This is a genomic window from Agromyces cavernae (assembly GCF_021044935.1).
In the GTDB taxonomy this organism is placed as follows: domain Bacteria; phylum Actinomycetota; class Actinomycetes; order Actinomycetales; family Microbacteriaceae; genus Agromyces; species Agromyces cavernae.
In genome coordinates, this window is the sequence record NZ_JAJNMP010000001.1 from 1,009,074 (window position 1) to 1,024,043 (window position 14,970).

Annotated in this window: 12 protein-coding genes and 3 tRNA genes; 8 read left to right on the forward strand and 7 right to left on the reverse strand. The window is 66.1% G+C overall.

Features of this window, described 5'->3' with window-relative positions; all coding sequences use genetic code 11:
• The first annotated feature begins 185 nt into the window (after window positions 1–185).
• Window positions 186–1,478 carry a hypothetical protein gene (locus tag LQ757_RS04600; protein ID WP_231046011.1) on the forward strand — a complete coding sequence of 431 codons (1,293 nt, stop codon included), beginning with the start codon at window positions 186–188 and terminating at the stop codon, window positions 1,476–1,478.
• Window positions 1,479–1,520: 42 nt separating this feature from the next.
• Here the strand turns inward: LQ757_RS04600 and LQ757_RS04605 are convergent, their stop codons facing one another.
• From LQ757_RS04605 to LQ757_RS04615, 3 genes are all read right to left on the reverse strand, one after another.
• Window positions 1,521–4,889 (reverse strand): NACHT domain-containing protein, encoded by a 3,369-nt coding sequence (locus LQ757_RS04605; protein WP_231046012.1) that lies wholly within the window; start codon window positions 4,887–4,889, stop codon window positions 1,521–1,523.
• Window positions 4,890–5,155: 266 nt separating this feature from the next.
• Window positions 5,156–6,412, reverse strand: a complete 1,257-nt coding sequence (locus LQ757_RS04610; protein WP_231046013.1) for a hypothetical protein — start codon at window positions 6,410–6,412, stop codon at window positions 5,156–5,158.
• A gap of 219 nt (window positions 6,413–6,631) precedes the next feature.
• Window positions 6,632–7,342 carry a hypothetical protein gene (locus tag LQ757_RS04615; protein WP_231046014.1) on the reverse strand — a complete coding sequence of 237 codons (711 nt, stop codon included), beginning with the start codon at window positions 7,340–7,342 and terminating at the stop codon, window positions 6,632–6,634.
• 137 nt (window positions 7,343–7,479) lie between these two features.
• Here LQ757_RS04615 and LQ757_RS04620 point away from each other — a divergent pair, with 137 nt between their 5' ends.
• Window positions 7,480–7,677 carry an XRE family transcriptional regulator gene (locus LQ757_RS04620; RefSeq protein ID WP_127794348.1) on the forward strand — a complete coding sequence of 66 codons (198 nt, stop codon included), beginning with the start codon at window positions 7,480–7,482 and terminating at the stop codon, window positions 7,675–7,677.
• Window positions 7,677–8,939, forward strand: a complete 1,263-nt coding sequence (locus LQ757_RS04625; protein ID WP_231046015.1) for a tyrosine-type recombinase/integrase — start codon at window positions 7,677–7,679, stop codon at window positions 8,937–8,939. The genes LQ757_RS04620 and LQ757_RS04625 overlap by 1 nt, the downstream gene beginning before the upstream one ends.
• Window positions 8,940–8,976: 37 nt before the next feature.
• Here LQ757_RS04625 and LQ757_RS04630 read toward each other — a convergent pair.
• The 3 genes from LQ757_RS04630 to LQ757_RS04640 form a co-directional block, all read right to left on the reverse strand.
• Window positions 8,977–9,049: transfer RNA gene (locus LQ757_RS04630), tRNA-Phe, on the reverse strand.
• A gap of 69 nt (window positions 9,050–9,118) precedes the next feature.
• Window positions 9,119–9,192, reverse strand: a tRNA-Asp gene (locus LQ757_RS04635).
• 46 nt (window positions 9,193–9,238) lie between these two features.
• A tRNA-Glu gene (locus LQ757_RS04640) sits at window positions 9,239–9,311 on the reverse strand.
• A 223-nt stretch (window positions 9,312–9,534) separates the two neighbouring features.
• Between LQ757_RS04640 and LQ757_RS04645 the strand changes: the two genes are divergently transcribed.
• Both LQ757_RS04645 and LQ757_RS04650 read left to right on the forward strand, forming a co-directional pair.
• The gene (locus LQ757_RS04645; protein ID WP_231046016.1) at window positions 9,535–10,863 is read left to right on the forward strand and encodes a M23 family metallopeptidase; all 1,329 of its coding nucleotides are present in this window, start codon (window positions 9,535–9,537) and stop codon (window positions 10,861–10,863) included.
• Window positions 10,856–12,178: a C40 family peptidase gene (locus LQ757_RS04650; protein WP_231046017.1), complete on the forward strand. Its 1,323-nt coding sequence runs from the start codon at window positions 10,856–10,858 to the stop codon at window positions 12,176–12,178. The genes LQ757_RS04645 and LQ757_RS04650 overlap by 8 nt, the downstream gene beginning before the upstream one ends.
• 62 nt (window positions 12,179–12,240) lie before the next feature.
• Here LQ757_RS04650 and ppa read toward each other — a convergent pair whose 3' ends face one another.
• On the reverse strand, window positions 12,241–12,726 hold the full coding sequence (gene ppa / locus LQ757_RS04655; protein ID WP_231046018.1) for an inorganic diphosphatase: 486 nt from the start codon (window positions 12,724–12,726) through the stop codon (window positions 12,241–12,243).
• Between the two features lie 58 nt (window positions 12,727–12,784).
• Here ppa and tilS point away from each other — a divergent pair, with 58 nt between their 5' ends.
• The 3 genes from tilS (at window position 12,785) to hpt (ending at window position 14,950) form a co-directional block, all read left to right on the forward strand.
• Entirely contained in the window at window positions 12,785–13,879 is a 1,095-nt protein-coding gene (gene tilS, locus LQ757_RS04660) for a tRNA lysidine(34) synthetase TilS (RefSeq protein ID WP_231046019.1), read from the forward strand.
• 73 nt (window positions 13,880–13,952) lie between these two features.
• Window positions 13,953–14,360, forward strand: coding sequence for a hypothetical protein (locus tag LQ757_RS04665; RefSeq protein ID WP_231046020.1), 408 nt, complete (start codon window positions 13,953–13,955; stop codon window positions 14,358–14,360).
• A 38-nt stretch (window positions 14,361–14,398) separates the two neighbouring features.
• Window positions 14,399–14,950: a hypoxanthine phosphoribosyltransferase gene (gene hpt, locus LQ757_RS04670; protein WP_231046021.1), complete on the forward strand. Its 552-nt coding sequence runs from the start codon at window positions 14,399–14,401 to the stop codon at window positions 14,948–14,950.
• The last annotated feature ends 20 nt before the right edge of the window (window positions 14,951–14,970 follow it).

Below are 14,970 nucleotides of genomic sequence, written 5' to 3' on the forward strand. Positions count from 1 at the left end.
TACGTCCATTCACTTTGGCGCAGGCGGCGCGGGTGGATTCGGGCTGTGCGAGTAGTCGAGTAGTCGAGCTAGATGGGAGGAATGCTTCCGACGGCGGTTCGGAGAGCCCCCTGGACACGTGAGCTGACGTGTGGCCCTTGGCCATCGGATCGAATATCGCTGCACTGTCAGGCAAGATGATCGGCATGGAAGCAGGCTCTGGAGTGTCGATGCGTGATGGCTTGAAGGAGTTGCTGCAGGAGCAGATCACTCAGAGGTACCTGGACTCGCCCGACTTCAACGGCGTCGACGCCACTCTGCTCGTCGGGGCGGCCAGAGACTTGCCCGTCGATGCCGAGGAACTGGTTGTGGAGCTCGTGACGGAGGGCGCTGTGTATGCGAACTTCGGGCACGAAATGACCAACCCGCACATTATGGGATTTTCTCACCAGGGCGCGGGGGCAAACTACGCCGAGGTCATTAGGCGCGGTGGAGTGACCGGCGCGATTCTGTATCCGACGAAGAAGACCCTCGCCGAGGTGGGAGCAGGTTCGCGCTATCCGAGTGCGCCGTTCTCCGCGGCGCTTGCGCTTGGGGCGGGGCAACTCGACTCAGTCTTCTTCCGAGCCGAAGTCTTGGCGAAGTACCGGGAAGACCCGCGTTATGACTACACGCTCGACATCGGCGGCGAAATCCGCGCTCGAGAGGGCACGCCCCTAGACACTTACCTCACGACCTTCAGCATCGGGTTTCACCCCAACCCGAAGGAGGACGAGATCGTTGTCGGTGTGCCCCTACGGTACCTGCATGATCTGTCGGCCAACGAGCAGTCGTATTGGAAGTCGTTTGAGCACGACCATCAAGACTGGGTTCTGCACCCCGACTGGGTTCGACCGCACCTCATGGGGGAGTTTCCGGAACGTCTGAGCCCCTACAGCGCGCTGCTTGAGGAGATGAAGCTCGTAAGCGAGATCTGCGATGCGATCGGGTGGCCTCGTCTTTATCGGAACCTCTACGCCCGAGAGAACCGCCCGACTGACTTCGGGTATCCAATCCGGCCGACAAAGCGTGAGCTGAACAACTTCATCGAGCAGCTCAACAAGATGCTGATCGACAACATGCGCAACGAGTTCTTCGCTCAGGCAAGGGTGGATGCGACTGAGGAGCGTCGTGATGGCGAGGGCAACGTCTACAAGGCGCAGCGAGGGACAATCGCGATGCTCAAGGACTTCATGGAGAAGACGGTTCGGGTCGACCCAGATGGGGCTGTCCCTCACGCAGATGCCACTCTTCGCCTGATTCGCAAGAAGCGCTCAGCGGTTGCTCACGACATCAAGGACAACGAGTACGACCCCTCCGTCTGGCGGGAACAGACGATGCTCGTGAAGGACGCCTATCGAGCGGTTCTCACGATCCGCCAGTTGCTCCAATCCCACCCAAAGGCGGCGTCCATAAAGGTGCCGCGACTGCTGGAGGAACAGGCTGTATGGCCCTTCTGAGGCTCCGTGACCTCGGAATTGAGTTCATACTCAGGGGCTGCCTCACCGATAAGTCGGTTTCGCGTCAACTTTGAGCCACCTCGCGGATCGGGCGACACTTAGCAACGAAGGGAGCGCTGACGAGCCGTCGCCGACTGCGAATGCAGAAGCGTGGTGAGCAGCTGTCACGTGCCTTGGAACGCGAAGCTGGTTGAGGCGAGCCCAGTCGGCGACGCTGGCTGTCGCGGTGACCTGACGGTTCTGTAGCCAGCCATATCTGGCAATCTGTTCGCCAGCCCGCAAGACGGTGCGACGACGACGCTCAGATAGCTGCTCGTGGCTGGTCTGGATCAAAGGGAGCAGGTCGGAAACAACCTCCCCCGTAGCCGTGCACCACAATGCAAGAACCCAGAGCGCCTTGTCAAGGTCATCCGACAAGGTGCCGAGTTGCTCTCTCCACCAATCCGCATTGCCACTGTTTCCACGGGCCTGGGCGAGAAGTTCCGACGGGTGGCTCAAGGCACCGAATGGTGTCGCCCCCGACTTCTTTGTATATGCAAGTGGGTATGGCGACGCCGCGCCGATGATGGCGATCTCGGAAGCGAGCCAACACCGCCCCGCATGCGCCTGGAGGGCGGTGGCGGCATCATCCCACGGAAACGTGCTGCCCTTTTGACCAACCTTGAAGGCGCGTCGCTTCGCGACATTCTCGTACGGCGAACTTGACCTGCGAAGTTGGTTGATCGCTTCGCTTCGACGTCGCTTTGCATCTTCGTCACCCGAAACAAACCCTGTCTTCGAGTTCGTCAGGAATTCGCCAGGTGACAGCGCGACGGCCACCTGTGCTGGCATCGAACGCGTAGACGTCACACGAGGGCACTCGCCATCCAGGACAGCTTGAAGGACCGCGGTTTCGAGTGCACTTTTGGGAGGGGGTATTAGCCCAGCGTTCAAGAAGAGCTCAGCCGCCCCTTCAGCAAGGTCGAGGTTCTCGAAAGGTGCCATGGATCCGGCCCCGGCCTCGCACTCAGCCCCAATCGCCAGCCAAGGATTCTGCCGAGGAGTGCCGATCGCTTCGGGAAGCCGTACGCGCCACCATTCTGCGAACTCTCTTCGTTGACTCAGAAGTTCACGGAGTGCGCGTACTCGCAGGGCATTCTCGGGGTCGGCGGGATCCTGGTTGATTTGAGCGGTGAGTCGCGTCCACGTTGGGTCCTCACCGTCTTCCGAAGGGAGGTTCGGCAACTCGGGCAAGGGGACGATGTCGCGACGGTCGAGTGCGGCCAACAGGATCGCAATCCCGGTGTCGGAGCAGAGGGCGGCGAGGACCTTTCGCGCCTCCCGGGGGCGCCGCTGGAACACCCCGTCGGTGAGTAATGCCCATGCCGCAAGAAAGGATGTTGGCGAATGATTGCTCGCTAGTTCCTCCTCGATCCCGGCCGTCAGTGTGTAGATGCCATTGCCTTTCGCGTTGCCGCCGTAGAACCTCGCGGTGTTCAGCCAGTACGGGCGGCGCAGCAGTTCACGCAGGACGATCGTGCTGTCGAAGACGCTGTTGTCCTCGCCTGCATTCCTGTAGAGAAACCTGGCGGCGAAATACTCCCGCAGCGAGAGGACCTCGAATTCGTAGGTTCCGTCGAGCTTGCTAGTTAGCGCCCAGAGGCGATCACTCGCTCCCTCGAAGAGCTGATCCACGACCGATTCGCGGTTGCCGTAGGTGCGTTGGAAGTGGCGCATAGCTTCTTTGTGTTCATCGACGCTCATGCGGCCGTTGATCTGCGCCTCTTCGCTATGAGCATGGAGGTACCAGCCAAGAAAGGGGATGATCTCGAGCAGTTCTTCCTTGTTTTCGCGAACCGTCTTGGGGTTCTTGTTCGCTTCGCGGGCCAAGAGAAGCTCGACGTACTTGTCGTAGAGATCAGTCCGTTGGGCGGGCGTCGCTGCCCCCTGCTGATGAAGCAGGTCGAGGAGGATCGTCAGCTGCATCGGGTTGCCAGCGAGTTCGTTGATGTACGGCTCCCGGCTTTTCTCCTTGACGCTCTTTCGCAAGGTGCGGCCTTCTTTGCCTCTGATCCCTCGCACGGAGCACCACTTATGCAGGTACGCATCGCGCTGTTCAACGGTGAGCTGGTTGAGCGTGACGATCTCGAATAGGTCAGTAGACGGCTCGGAAAGTTCACCGGCGCTGGGGCGCGTTGTGACGACAACCTTCGGCGAGTCAGGGTAGGCCTTCCCTCTGCTGACGAACTTCTCGATCTCCTTGACGATCCTGCTGCGAAGCGCTGGGCTACCGACCTCGTCGAGCCCGTCGAGGACGACCAAGCTAGGGACTCGCTGGAAGATGTCCTGCACGGTCTTCGCGCTCACAGGGATGCCGCCGCTTTCGTGCGTCATCAGATCCGCGAGGAAGCACTCGATCGTGGCTAGGTCACCTCTTCGAGCCTTGGACCTAGGTTGTTGATCTTTGCCAGCGTGATCCCAAATGTCCGACCCACCGAGCCAGAGCGCGTAGTCGCTCAGGTCCATCCGCAGTGGGAAGCGAGGCTTACTGAGCTCATGCAAGGAGGAGGGCTGTTCGCCCTCAGGAATGAATGACCTTCGATGGGCCTGGCAGATGTACTGACTGAGTGTGGATTTTCCCTGACCGGGAGCGCCGCGGACTAGCGTAAACGGTGCCGAAGTGCGTAGCAGATACGCAGCTGCGCCTCCGAGACTCCTTGGTCCTTGTGCCTGCAGATGCTCTCTGCCTGCCACTTGAACGCGATCGGCGCCGACATCAACGAATAGGTCCACCACCCTCTCGCGGTCGACATCTGACTGGCTGAACTTGACCCGCTTGTCCTCCTCCCATTGGGCCGCAGCCACTTTGCGGATGAGGTCGCGGTGTGCCGTGTCCTGTCCCGAGCCGACATGCTCGGCAACGAGATATCGAATCAGGTCCCAGCCGGCGAGCATGTCGGCGTAGGCCCACTTTGTCTCAGTCGGAGCGTTGTCGACCCACGGGTTCAGCGCTTCGCGCCAGACACAGACCATTTGGTCGTAGCCGAATTCCTTCGCGTACTTCTCAAGTTTCGCGTTCAGTCGGTCGAACGTCCCGGTTCCCGGTCTGCCGGTACTGCCGACATTGGTGACCAGGACGTAGCTGCGGACGCCCTGGGCGGCCAGCCGCCGCAAATTTGACTCCTCGTTGCGGACGACTTGGTCGAGCCAGCTGACCGGATTCTTTTCTTTCCCGTTGACCGACCACTTGACCTGGTACACCAACACGTTGGAGATATCAGTCGTGCGCAGGCCGTCTCGGCCCCCATCCGCCTGTCGCAGTGCCATTGGCACGTAGTCGGGAAACTGGTGCGCGAGCACTGCGCTGACCAACTGCTGGAAGTCGTGATCTCCGAGGCGCTCATAGAGGTAGCGATGTTGACTCTCGGGCACGGGTGAGCCTCCTATACGTCAGCCTCGACTGTCGCGCTTCCCAAGTCGAGCAGTTCTTCGTCTATTCAACCGGGCGGCACAGTTGAGTCCATTGAAACGCGCCGCCCGTGGCGAGCCAGCAATTGTCGGGTTGAGCAAGATTGGGCCGAGGTGCAACGTGGGGCGGACACGTCGCCCTTTGGCGACAGCCTGCCCGGATGACCGCGAAGTCGGACGCGACGAATCGCATCACAACTCTCGCGCACGAACGACCAGACGGAGTCCGCTCACAAAGGGGAAACTCGTCGAATCTCTGTCGCGACGACGTCATGTACGAGATGCTCCAGCTCCCACAGAAAATCAGGGGATCCGGGTCGGTCAGTGATGGTTCGGACAGCCCACTCGTACCAGGGCTTGGCCAGCTGATCAGGGTTGTCGGGAAGAAATCGCCCGTAATGCGCAGTGGCCGTCCGCCGCCCGTAAGCGGCTCGAATAAACGGGTACAGTCCTCCGTCTGGCCAATCTCGTTGCGGAGGTGTGGACTGGCGGACGAATTCGAACACTCGAGGTGCCGCCTGAGCCGTTGTCGCGCCGTCCGGCCACGGCGTCCCGTCGGGGAGTTGGACGGCTTGCCCGGGTTCGATGCGGTTGATGGCAATCGTCTCGAGTACGCTCCAAAGCTTGAAGTAGCGCGAATCCGGGTTACCGTCGCGTTGTGCGTCAAGATACAAGCTGACGTAGAGTGCAGCCTTGGGATCTGTATTTAGCGCTTCGGCCGTGGCTAGGAAATCGACTTGATTCTCGCCGGCAATCGGTCCGCCGACGAGGTTACCTCGGTACGGCATCCGGAATGCTCGCATCTTCGAGCTGATGGGTGGCCCCTCGCGCTCAATCACGATCATCACTAGGCGCGGGGCTGCGTGCCGTAGAAAGGCAATTGCGCTCATGTAGCGTTCAGCGTCGGCAAGTGAACTGCGCTCCGCGTCGGCCCAATCCGATGCCCATACTTCGGGGAACTCGATCACGGCGAAGTCGTTCCGTCTCATGCTGGTTTCCCAACCTTCGTCGTCAACTCGCGATGGCCAGCCGAGCATCTCCAGAGCGTGGTTGACGGCGGCCCGCAGGTCGGACTCATGAAGTGTCAGATCTAGCGCGTGTACAGATCCGTGCTGAAAGTGAAGCGTTCGGGTGACGAGAAGGTTCTCAACGATGTACACAACTCGGTGACGTGCGAGCCCTTCAGCCTGTAGTCCCATCGGCTGCCGATACCGGGACTCCCTCTCGCTGGTGATCTCGACATGGCGAGCCACAATATCGTCTCGCCCGACTGGGTCCACGGAGCCGACGATGGAAAGGGCTACGGTCTCGATACGTTCGACCTGCCCTTCCGGCCCGATTGCGGTCACCCACAGCACAGTTTCTCGCGCGACTTCGATGCCGGGATGCGTCGCGGTGCCGCACCCCGTGCCGTCGAGCGCGACGGAGAGCGTTGAAAGCCACATGATCTCCGTGTCGTCCGCACCATCGATCACGACCTGCACCACCTGGCCCGCCCATCGAGCCGCTCCAACGATTCGGACACTGAATGGTTGCCCTGGAGTTAGCGCGACCGGTTCAATGTCCGCTCGGATGCCGTTAGTCATGTGTCGTACCTCTCGCTGCACCTTGACACCTAAGGCAGGCGCTGGGCAGTCGGTGTGCTGTCGATCGCTTCCGAATCATTGCCGAAGCGGTGGGACATCAGCTCACGTCTCCTCGTGATGTTATCCAGCTCGGCCACGCCGGCCGGGCGGCAGCAGCCCGCGCTCGCGGGCCTTCGTGACCCATCCCTGGGCAGTCGAGAGCGCGACTCCGTTGATCTCCGCCATCGTCGCGCTCGGGTTCTTGTCGCCTTTCCGGGAGAGGTGGCCGTGCTGCAGGGCGACTAGCTCGTAGAAGTCGGGCGTCTTCTTCGGGTCGCCGATCGGGTTGAGCAGGTCGCGCTCGCTGATCTTGTGGCCTGAGGGCAGCACGATCTTGCCGCCGGTGATCGTTTCGGTGCGCTTCATCGCGAAGAGGCGCTTGTTGATCGCGGCCTCGATGCGGGCGGTCGGCAGCTCGCGGAGGAGTTGGCTCGTGATCGGGTCGCCGGCTCGCCAGGGAAGGTAGATGACGCCGGTGATGCGCACCTCCTCCGGTACGGCGAACGTCTGGCGCTGCAGGCGGATAATGACGCGTGTGCGCGTCGCAGTGTGTTCGATGTATCGCCAGCGGCCGTCGATCGTCTCGTTCTGGTCGGACTCGGCAACGCGGTACTGCTCGTGCTCCATCATGAGCCATCGGTTGTAGCCGAGCAGCTCGTCGATCTCGCGCGACGGGTCGTCGGCGCGGTCGCCCGGGAAGCCGACGTGCAGGTACCAGCCCTCGGGGAGGTCGTCGTGGTGCAGGAGGTCGTCGTGCGACTGATCGCCTGGGTGGCGCGGGGTGCCGGGCATGCGTCGAGTCTAGTCACACAACTCAGATACTTGCCGAAACCCGCGACTGATGATAATCTCAGGTACTTGCAAGTAGCCGCGCGTGGGTCGGCATGCACGAGATCCTGCCGGCGGCCGATGAGTCGAGGGGGAGCGTCATGGCCGACACCGCGTGGAGGGTCGAGTATCTGAGTCGGGTCGAGGCGGCCGAGCGGTGTCGCATCCCGGTCTCGAGCTTCGACAAGCTGCGCCACGACGGGCTGATTCCCGAGCCCGACGCACGCATGGGCAAGCACCTGCTCTGGAGCGCCGACACGATCGACGAGCTGCTCGCGCGGGGTGGAACGGAACACTGATGGCCGGGCGGCCGACGAAGGACACTCCGTCGCGGGTCGATCCGCGCACGGGTCGGCCGCTGCCTGAGGGCATCCGTTGGCGCGCCGACCGCCAGCGATACCAGATCCGCGTCGTCGGCCCGAGCGTCGAGGGCGGTGCCGCCGAGCGCTCCCGCACCTTCCTTACCCTCGCCGAGGCGAAGCGCGAGCTCGCGAGGATGGTCGCCGGTCGCAACCCGAACGGGTCGATGACGCTCGACCGGTGGTACGACAAGTACTGGCCCGCGATCGAGTCCTCCATCCGCCCGGCGACGGCCCGCAGCTACGGCGTGGCCTGGCGGCTCCGCGTGAAGCCGAGTCTCGGCCGGCACCGGCTCGACGAGATCACCTCGCCCATGATCGAGTCGGCGATGGTCGCGTGGTCGGGTGGGGCATCCGCTAAGAACGACGCGCTCGCGGTGCTCTCGCGCCTCCTCGACGGTGCCCGCCGCTCGCGGTTCATCGACTACAACCCGGCTCGCGAGGTGAAGCGGCCGAGCATGCGCGAGTCGATCTCGCCGGTGTCGCGGGCGCTCACGCTCGAGCAGATCAGCACGCTGCTCGGGCTCATTCCCGACGGCGTCTACCGCCGCTACTTCGCTGCGCTCGTCTATACGGGCATGCGCGCCGGTGAGGCGACCGCGCTGCGCGTCGGCGACGTCGACTTCGGGCGCGGCGTCATCCGCGTCAGCCGGTCGCTGAGCCCGGGCATGCGCGGCGAGCTCATCGAGCAATCGCCGAAGAGCCACAAGTCACGGGATGTCCCGCTGATCGACGCGCTGCGTCCCTACGCCGAAGCCGCTGCGCGCGGCAAGCGGGGGAGCGACCTGCTGTTCGACGGACCCGACGGAGGCCGCCTCACGTATCACAATGCCCGCCGCGCGGTGAACTGGGAGGAGCTGCGCGAGGCGATCGGCCGGCCCGACCTGCGCATCCACGATCTGCGGCACACATTCGCGACGATCCTGTTCGATGCCGGCGCGACCGCCCCCGACGTGCAGGCGACCCTCGGTCACTCGAGCCTGCAGGTCACCGAGCGCTACTCACGCGCTCGGGAAGGCGTTGCGCTCCGGGCTGGTGCAGCGCTGAACGATGCGCTCAAGCGAGCCGACGAAAGGACAGCCAAGGGTGATGCCAAGTCAGCCCATCCAGAACCAGAAATGGCACAACGCCGAACCAGGCGAACTCTTAATGGCACATTAATGGCACAGCCTCACCGGCCTCCTCGCGGAATGACCCGCTGACACGAAAAAACCCCCGGTAAACCGGGGGTTTTGACTGTGGCTCCGACCGGCATCGATCCGGTGACCTTTCGATTTTCAGTCGAACGCTCTACCAACTGAGCTACAGAGCCTCGGGGCGAAATCGCCTCGAATAGGAGAAAAGCCCCTTCTCTCGTAAGGGAAAGGGCTTGTCGCCTGAGCGACCCTGACGGGACTTGAACCCGCGACCTCCGCCGTGACAGGGCGGCACGCTAACCAACTGCGCTACAGGGCCTCGTGGTGTTTCGCAACACCGGGCTGTTCAATTGTATGTCGTGCAGTGACCCCAACGGGATTCGAACCCGTGCTGCCGCCGTGAAAGGGCGGTGTCCTAGGCCACTAAACGATGGGGCCGGAGGTCTTGCCTGGGGCAGGACCGCCGACAGCCAAGCATACGTAAGAATCCCCGAGTTGGCAAAACGAGCCGAGAGGATGCCCCGGCACCCACCCCGGAGCATCCGCCACACGCCCTCGACAATGCCCGGAATCTATGCACGGCGCACCTATCGTGAAGGCTGCGAATGCCCGAGCGAGAGTGAGGAGCGGGGGGTCGAACCGCCCGCGTGGACGGGGAACCATGGACCGCACCGCAGTCAGCACGCCGACCATCCGCGGCCGAACGAGCCCTTCGCGGCCGGGTGAGCGCGCACGGTTCGTGCGTCGAATGGTCGCCGGCTTCGCGGTCCTCGCCATCGCCCTGACGGGGCAGATCGTGGTCGCCCCGCAGCCCGCCTTCGCGGCCGACTATCCCACGTGGGAAGAGGTGCAGGCGGCCAAGCGCGACACCGCCGCGGGCGCGGCCGCGGTGACGCAGATCACGGCCCTCATCGCCGAACTCGCGGCCAACGTCGAGGCGACCCGCGCCGAGGCCGAGCGCCGCACCGAGGAGCTCTTCGTCGCGCAGCAGAAGTACGACGACGCGGTGCAGCGGGCGGCGACGATCCAGGCCGAGGCCGATGCATCCGCCGCCGAGGCCGCCGAGGCCGAACGCAACGCCGGGCAGGTGGCCGCACAGCTCTACCGCGCCGGCGGCAGCGACCTCGGGGTGAACCTGTTCCTCGACGCGGGCGACTCCAGCTCCACCGACGTGCTGCTCTCGAAGCTCGGCAACATGAGCAAGATGGTCGAGCGCACGAGCGGCATCTATGAGGCCGCGCAGGAGAAGGGCAACTCGGCGCAGGCGCTGAGCGACCAGGCCGAGGTGGCCCGTGGCGAGCGCGAGAAGCTGCGCGTCGCCGCCGAAGAGGCACTCGCCGTGGCGCAGGCAGCGCAGGCCGCCGCCGAGGCGGCGCTCGCCGAGTCCGAGGCGAAGAAGATCGAACTCGATGAGCAGCTGAAGTTCCTGAAGGACGCCGAGGCGAAGACCGCCGCGGCCTACCAGGAGGGCGAGCGCATCCGCAAGGCCGAGGAGGAGCGCCGCCGCAAGGAGGAGGAGCGCCGCCGCCAGGAGGCGATCAAGAACGGCTCGCCCGGAGTGGTGGCGGGCTCGGGCTGGTCGAAGCCGGCGTACGGCTGGATCTCGGGCAGCTACGGCCCGCGACAGGTCATCTGCGGCGGCGGGTACTGCTCGAACAGCTTCCACTACGCCACCGACCTCGCCACGGGATGCGACGCCCCGATCTACGCCGCGAACAGCGGCACCGTGACCTACGCGGGCTGGTCGGGCAGCTATGGCAACTTCATCAAGATCGACCACGGCGGCGGCGTCTCGACCGGGTACGCGCACATCCGCCCGGGCGGGCTGTTCGTCGGCTACGGCCAGTGGGTGAGCGCCGGCCAGCAGATCGCCGCGAGCGGCACGACCGGCGCGTCGACGGGGTGCCACCTGCACTTCGAGGTGTACGACGGCTGGAGCCGCATCAACCCCGTGCCGTTCATGGCCGCACGCGGGGTCTACCTTGGCTGAGCACCGCACCCGGCCGATCTCGCGGGTGAAGCCCGTCACGGTGTTCTCCACCGTGGCCGTGGGCGCCGTCACCGCGTCGGTCGGGCTCGTCGGCCCGCCGGCCGCCGCCGAACCCGACTACCCGTCGTGGAGCGACATCGAGCAGGCCAAGCAGAACGAGGCCACGAAACAGGCCGAGATCGGCCGCCTCGGCGAGCTGCTCGCGGGCCTGCAGCGGTCGGCCGATACCGCGGTGCAGGCCTCGCAGATGGCCGACGAGAAGTGGCGGCAGGCGATCGACGCCCGCGACCAGGCGGCCGAGCGCGAGCGCACGCTCGGCGCGCAGGCCGACGAGGCCGACGCGGTCGCCGAGATCTCGAAGATGCGAGCCGGCCTGCTGGCCGCCCACCTGGCGCGCACGGCGGGCCACGACCTCAGCTCGGAGCTCATGTTCGGCAGCGGCGACGCCGCGGCCGCCGACGGGCTGCTCCGCCAGCTCGGCATGGCGACGAAGCTCGGCGAGCAGTCGCAGGGCGTCTACGAGCAGGCGCTCGCCGACCGGAACGCGGCCGATGCGCTGCGCGAGCAGGCCGCCGAGGCCGCCGAGCAGCGCGAACGGCTCGCGGGCGTCGCCGAGCAACGGGCCGACGATGCGCGATCGGCAGCGGATGCCGCACTCTCGGCGGTCGCCGACGCCGAGGTGCGCTCGACCGAGCTCTACGCCCAGCTCGCCGCGCTCAAGGACACCACCGCCGACCTCGAGCGCACTCGCGCCGAGGGTCTCGCCCGTGAGGCGGCCGAAGAGGCGCTGCGCCGCGCACAGGAGCAGGAGCTCGCGGAGGAGCGGGCTCGCGCCGAGGCCGCCGCCGAGGCTGCGAGCCCGCCGAATTCGGGTGGCGGCGGAACGCCCGCAGCGCCGCCGCCCGCCCCCGCGCCCCCCGCAGCACGCCCCGGACCGCCGAATTCGAGCGCGGTCGAGACCGCCATCTGGTTCGCGCGGCAGCAGCTCGGCGAGCGCTATCGTCTCGGCGGCGCGGGCCCGAACGTGTGGGACTGCTCTGGCCTCACCAGGGCGGCATACGCGTCGGCCGGCATCGGCATCGGCACGCACTCGGCGACGAACCAGTACTACACCCTCGCCGGGCGTGGCAAGGCGGTCTCACTCGGCAGCATCCAGCGCGGCGACCTGCTCTTCTGGGGATCGGGCGGCGACTACTACCACGTCGCGATCTACCTCGGCGGCGGTCGCATCCTCGAAGCCCCGCGTGAGGGCGTTCCCGTGCGGGAGTACTTCATCTGGGGCTCGCCGTCGGCGGCCGCCCGCCCCGCCGGCTGACCTGCACAGACGAAACGAACGGATGCCCCGGGGCATCCGCTCGCTCGTGAAATCAGGGTCGGTCAGTGACCGGGGTACGCCTCGATCGCCTTGGTGATGAGGCCCTCGGCCTCGGCCGCGTTCGCCCAGCCCTCGGTCTTGACCCACTTGCCGGGCTCGAGGTCCTTGTAGTGCTCGAAGAAGTGCTCGATCTCCTTACGCGTGAACTCGGGGATGTCGTTCACGTCCTGGATGGCGTCCCAGCGGGGGTCGCCGGCGGGGACGGCGATGACCTTGGCGTCGCCGCCGCCGTCGTCGGTCATGTGGAACACGCCCACCGGGCGCACCTTCACGCCCACGCCCGGGAACAGGGGGTACTGGGTGAGCACGAGCACGTCGAGCGGGTCGCCGTCGTCGCCGAGCGTGTTCTCGAAGAAGCCGTAGTCGGTCGGGTAGACGAAGTTCGTGTAGAGCACGCGGTCGAGGAACACCCGGCCGGTCTCGTGGTCGACCTCGTACTTGTTGCGGCTCCCCTTCGGGATCTCGATGACGGCGGCGTACTCGCCCATGTGGTTCTCCTCAGTCTGGAAGCTTCGGCGCCCGCGGCGCGCGGAATAAGGTTACTTGATGCCTTCCGACGAGTCCGCGGATGCCGCGACCCCACGACGCCCGCGCCTGACGCCGCCGATCGCCGACGTGCGTCGCGCAGTTCGCGACGTGCTCCCTGCTGCGGGTCGAGGAAGCGACACAGGCGCTGTCTCGGGACCCGGTGACGACCGTTTCGAGACGCGCTCCGCGCTCCTCGACCCGCAGACCGCGCCGCTCGTGCTCGTGGCGCTCTCGGGCGGCGCCGACTCGCTCGCGCTTGCCGCGGCGACCGCGTTCGAAGCGCCGCGGGCCGGCTGGCGCGCGGGTGCGGTGATCGTCGACCACGGGTTGCAGTCGGGTTCGGCGGATGTCGCGGCGCGCGCCGCGCGACAGGCTCGCGAGCTCGGGCTCGATCCCGTCGTGGTGCGGGCGGTCGAGGTGTCGGGCGAGGGCGGGCCCGAGGCATCCGCTCGCACTGCGCGCTACGCCGCGCTCGACGCCGTCGCCGACGAGACGGGCGCGACGGTCGTGCTGCTCGGCCACACCCTCGACGACCAGGCCGAGACCGTGCTGCTCGGGCTCGCGCGGGGTTCTGGCACCGCCAGCCTCGCAGGCATGCCCGCCCGCTCGGGCCGGTATGCGCGCCCGTTGCTCGCGGTGCGGCGAGCCACCACCCGGCACGCGTGCCGCGACGCGGGCCTCGAGCCCTGGGACGACCCGCACAACACCGATCCCTCCTACGCGCGCGTCCGCGTGCGCGAGCGTGTGCTGCCCATGCTCGAGGCCGAGCTCGGCCCGGGCATCGCCGACGCGCTCGTGCGCACGGCTGCCCAGTTGCGCGAAGACGAGTCCGCGTTCGCCGAGCAGATCGACGAGTTCATCGAGGAGATCTGCGAGCCCGCCGAGGCCGGCATCGCGGTGTCCGCCCGCGCCCTCGCGGCGAACCCGGCGGCGCTGCGACAGCGCATCATCCGCCATGTCGTCGCGAGCGAGTTCGGCGTCTCGCTCACCCGGGCGCAGACCCTCGAGGTCGCCAGGCTCGTCACCGACTGGCACGGACAGGGCCCCATCGACCTGCCCGACGGCGTGCGCGCCCGGCGCGAGCGCGGCCTGCTCGTGTTCTCCGCCGGCTGAGCCGCCCGGCCGCCCCGGCCGCATCCCGCTCGATTGCTTGCGCCCGCCGCATCGGTGTGCCATCGTCGCGGCCATGGAAGCGCCCCAGCCGCGCACGTGGGACTTCGCGATCGTGGCATCCGGCGTGATCGGATGCCTCGGCCTCGTCGTGCACAACCTCGCCGACCTGCCCGGCTCCACTGTCTTCAGTCCCGAGACCCTCTTCCCCGCGCTGGTGTACGTCGTGCTCACGGGCCTCTGGTTCCTGCTCCCGGCTCGCCGCACGGCGGCGCGGCTGCTGCTCGCGTGGGGGTGGATCTCGCTCATCGGCGGCATCCTCAGCGTGCTGCCGCTGCCGTTCCTGCCGTTCGAGCCGGCGCAGACCGTGTCCCACTACGCCTTCCACGTGCTGTACGCGGTGACACAGCTGCCGCTCATCCTCGTCACGACCTTCTGGCTGCGTGGCGCTCGCGCGTATCGCGCGCCGAAGCGCGGCAAGTAGGCTCGTCGCATCCGTTCGACGTACGACAGGGAGCAGGCATGGACGCGCGCGAGATCGAGGCCGACCTCACCGAGGTGCTCGTCACCGAAGCCGAGATCCAGGCGAAGCTCGCCGAGCTGGCCCGCCGCATCGAGGCCGATTACGAGGGTGAGGACCTGCTGCTCGTGGGCGTGCTGAAGGGTGCCGTCATGGTGATGGCCGACCTCGCGCGCGAGTTGCGCCCGCACGTCAACATGGACTGGATGGCGGTCTCGTCGTACGGCGCGGGCACTCAGTCGAGCGGTGTCGTGCGCATCGTGAAGGACCTCGACACCGACCTCACCGGTCGCCATGTGCTCATCGTCGAGGACATCATCGACTCGGGGCTCACGCTGCACTGGCTGCTCGGCAACCTCGAGTCCCGGGGTGCCGAGTCGATCGAGATCTGCGCCCTGCTGCGCAAGCCCGACGCCGCCAAGGTCGAGGTCGACGTGAAGTACCTCGGCTTCGACATCCCCAACCGGTTCGTCGTCGGCTACGGCCTCGACTACGCCGAGCGCTACCGCAACCTGCGCGACATCGCGATCCTGGCGCCGCACGTCTACTCGTAACCGCCGGTCGAGTAGCGGAG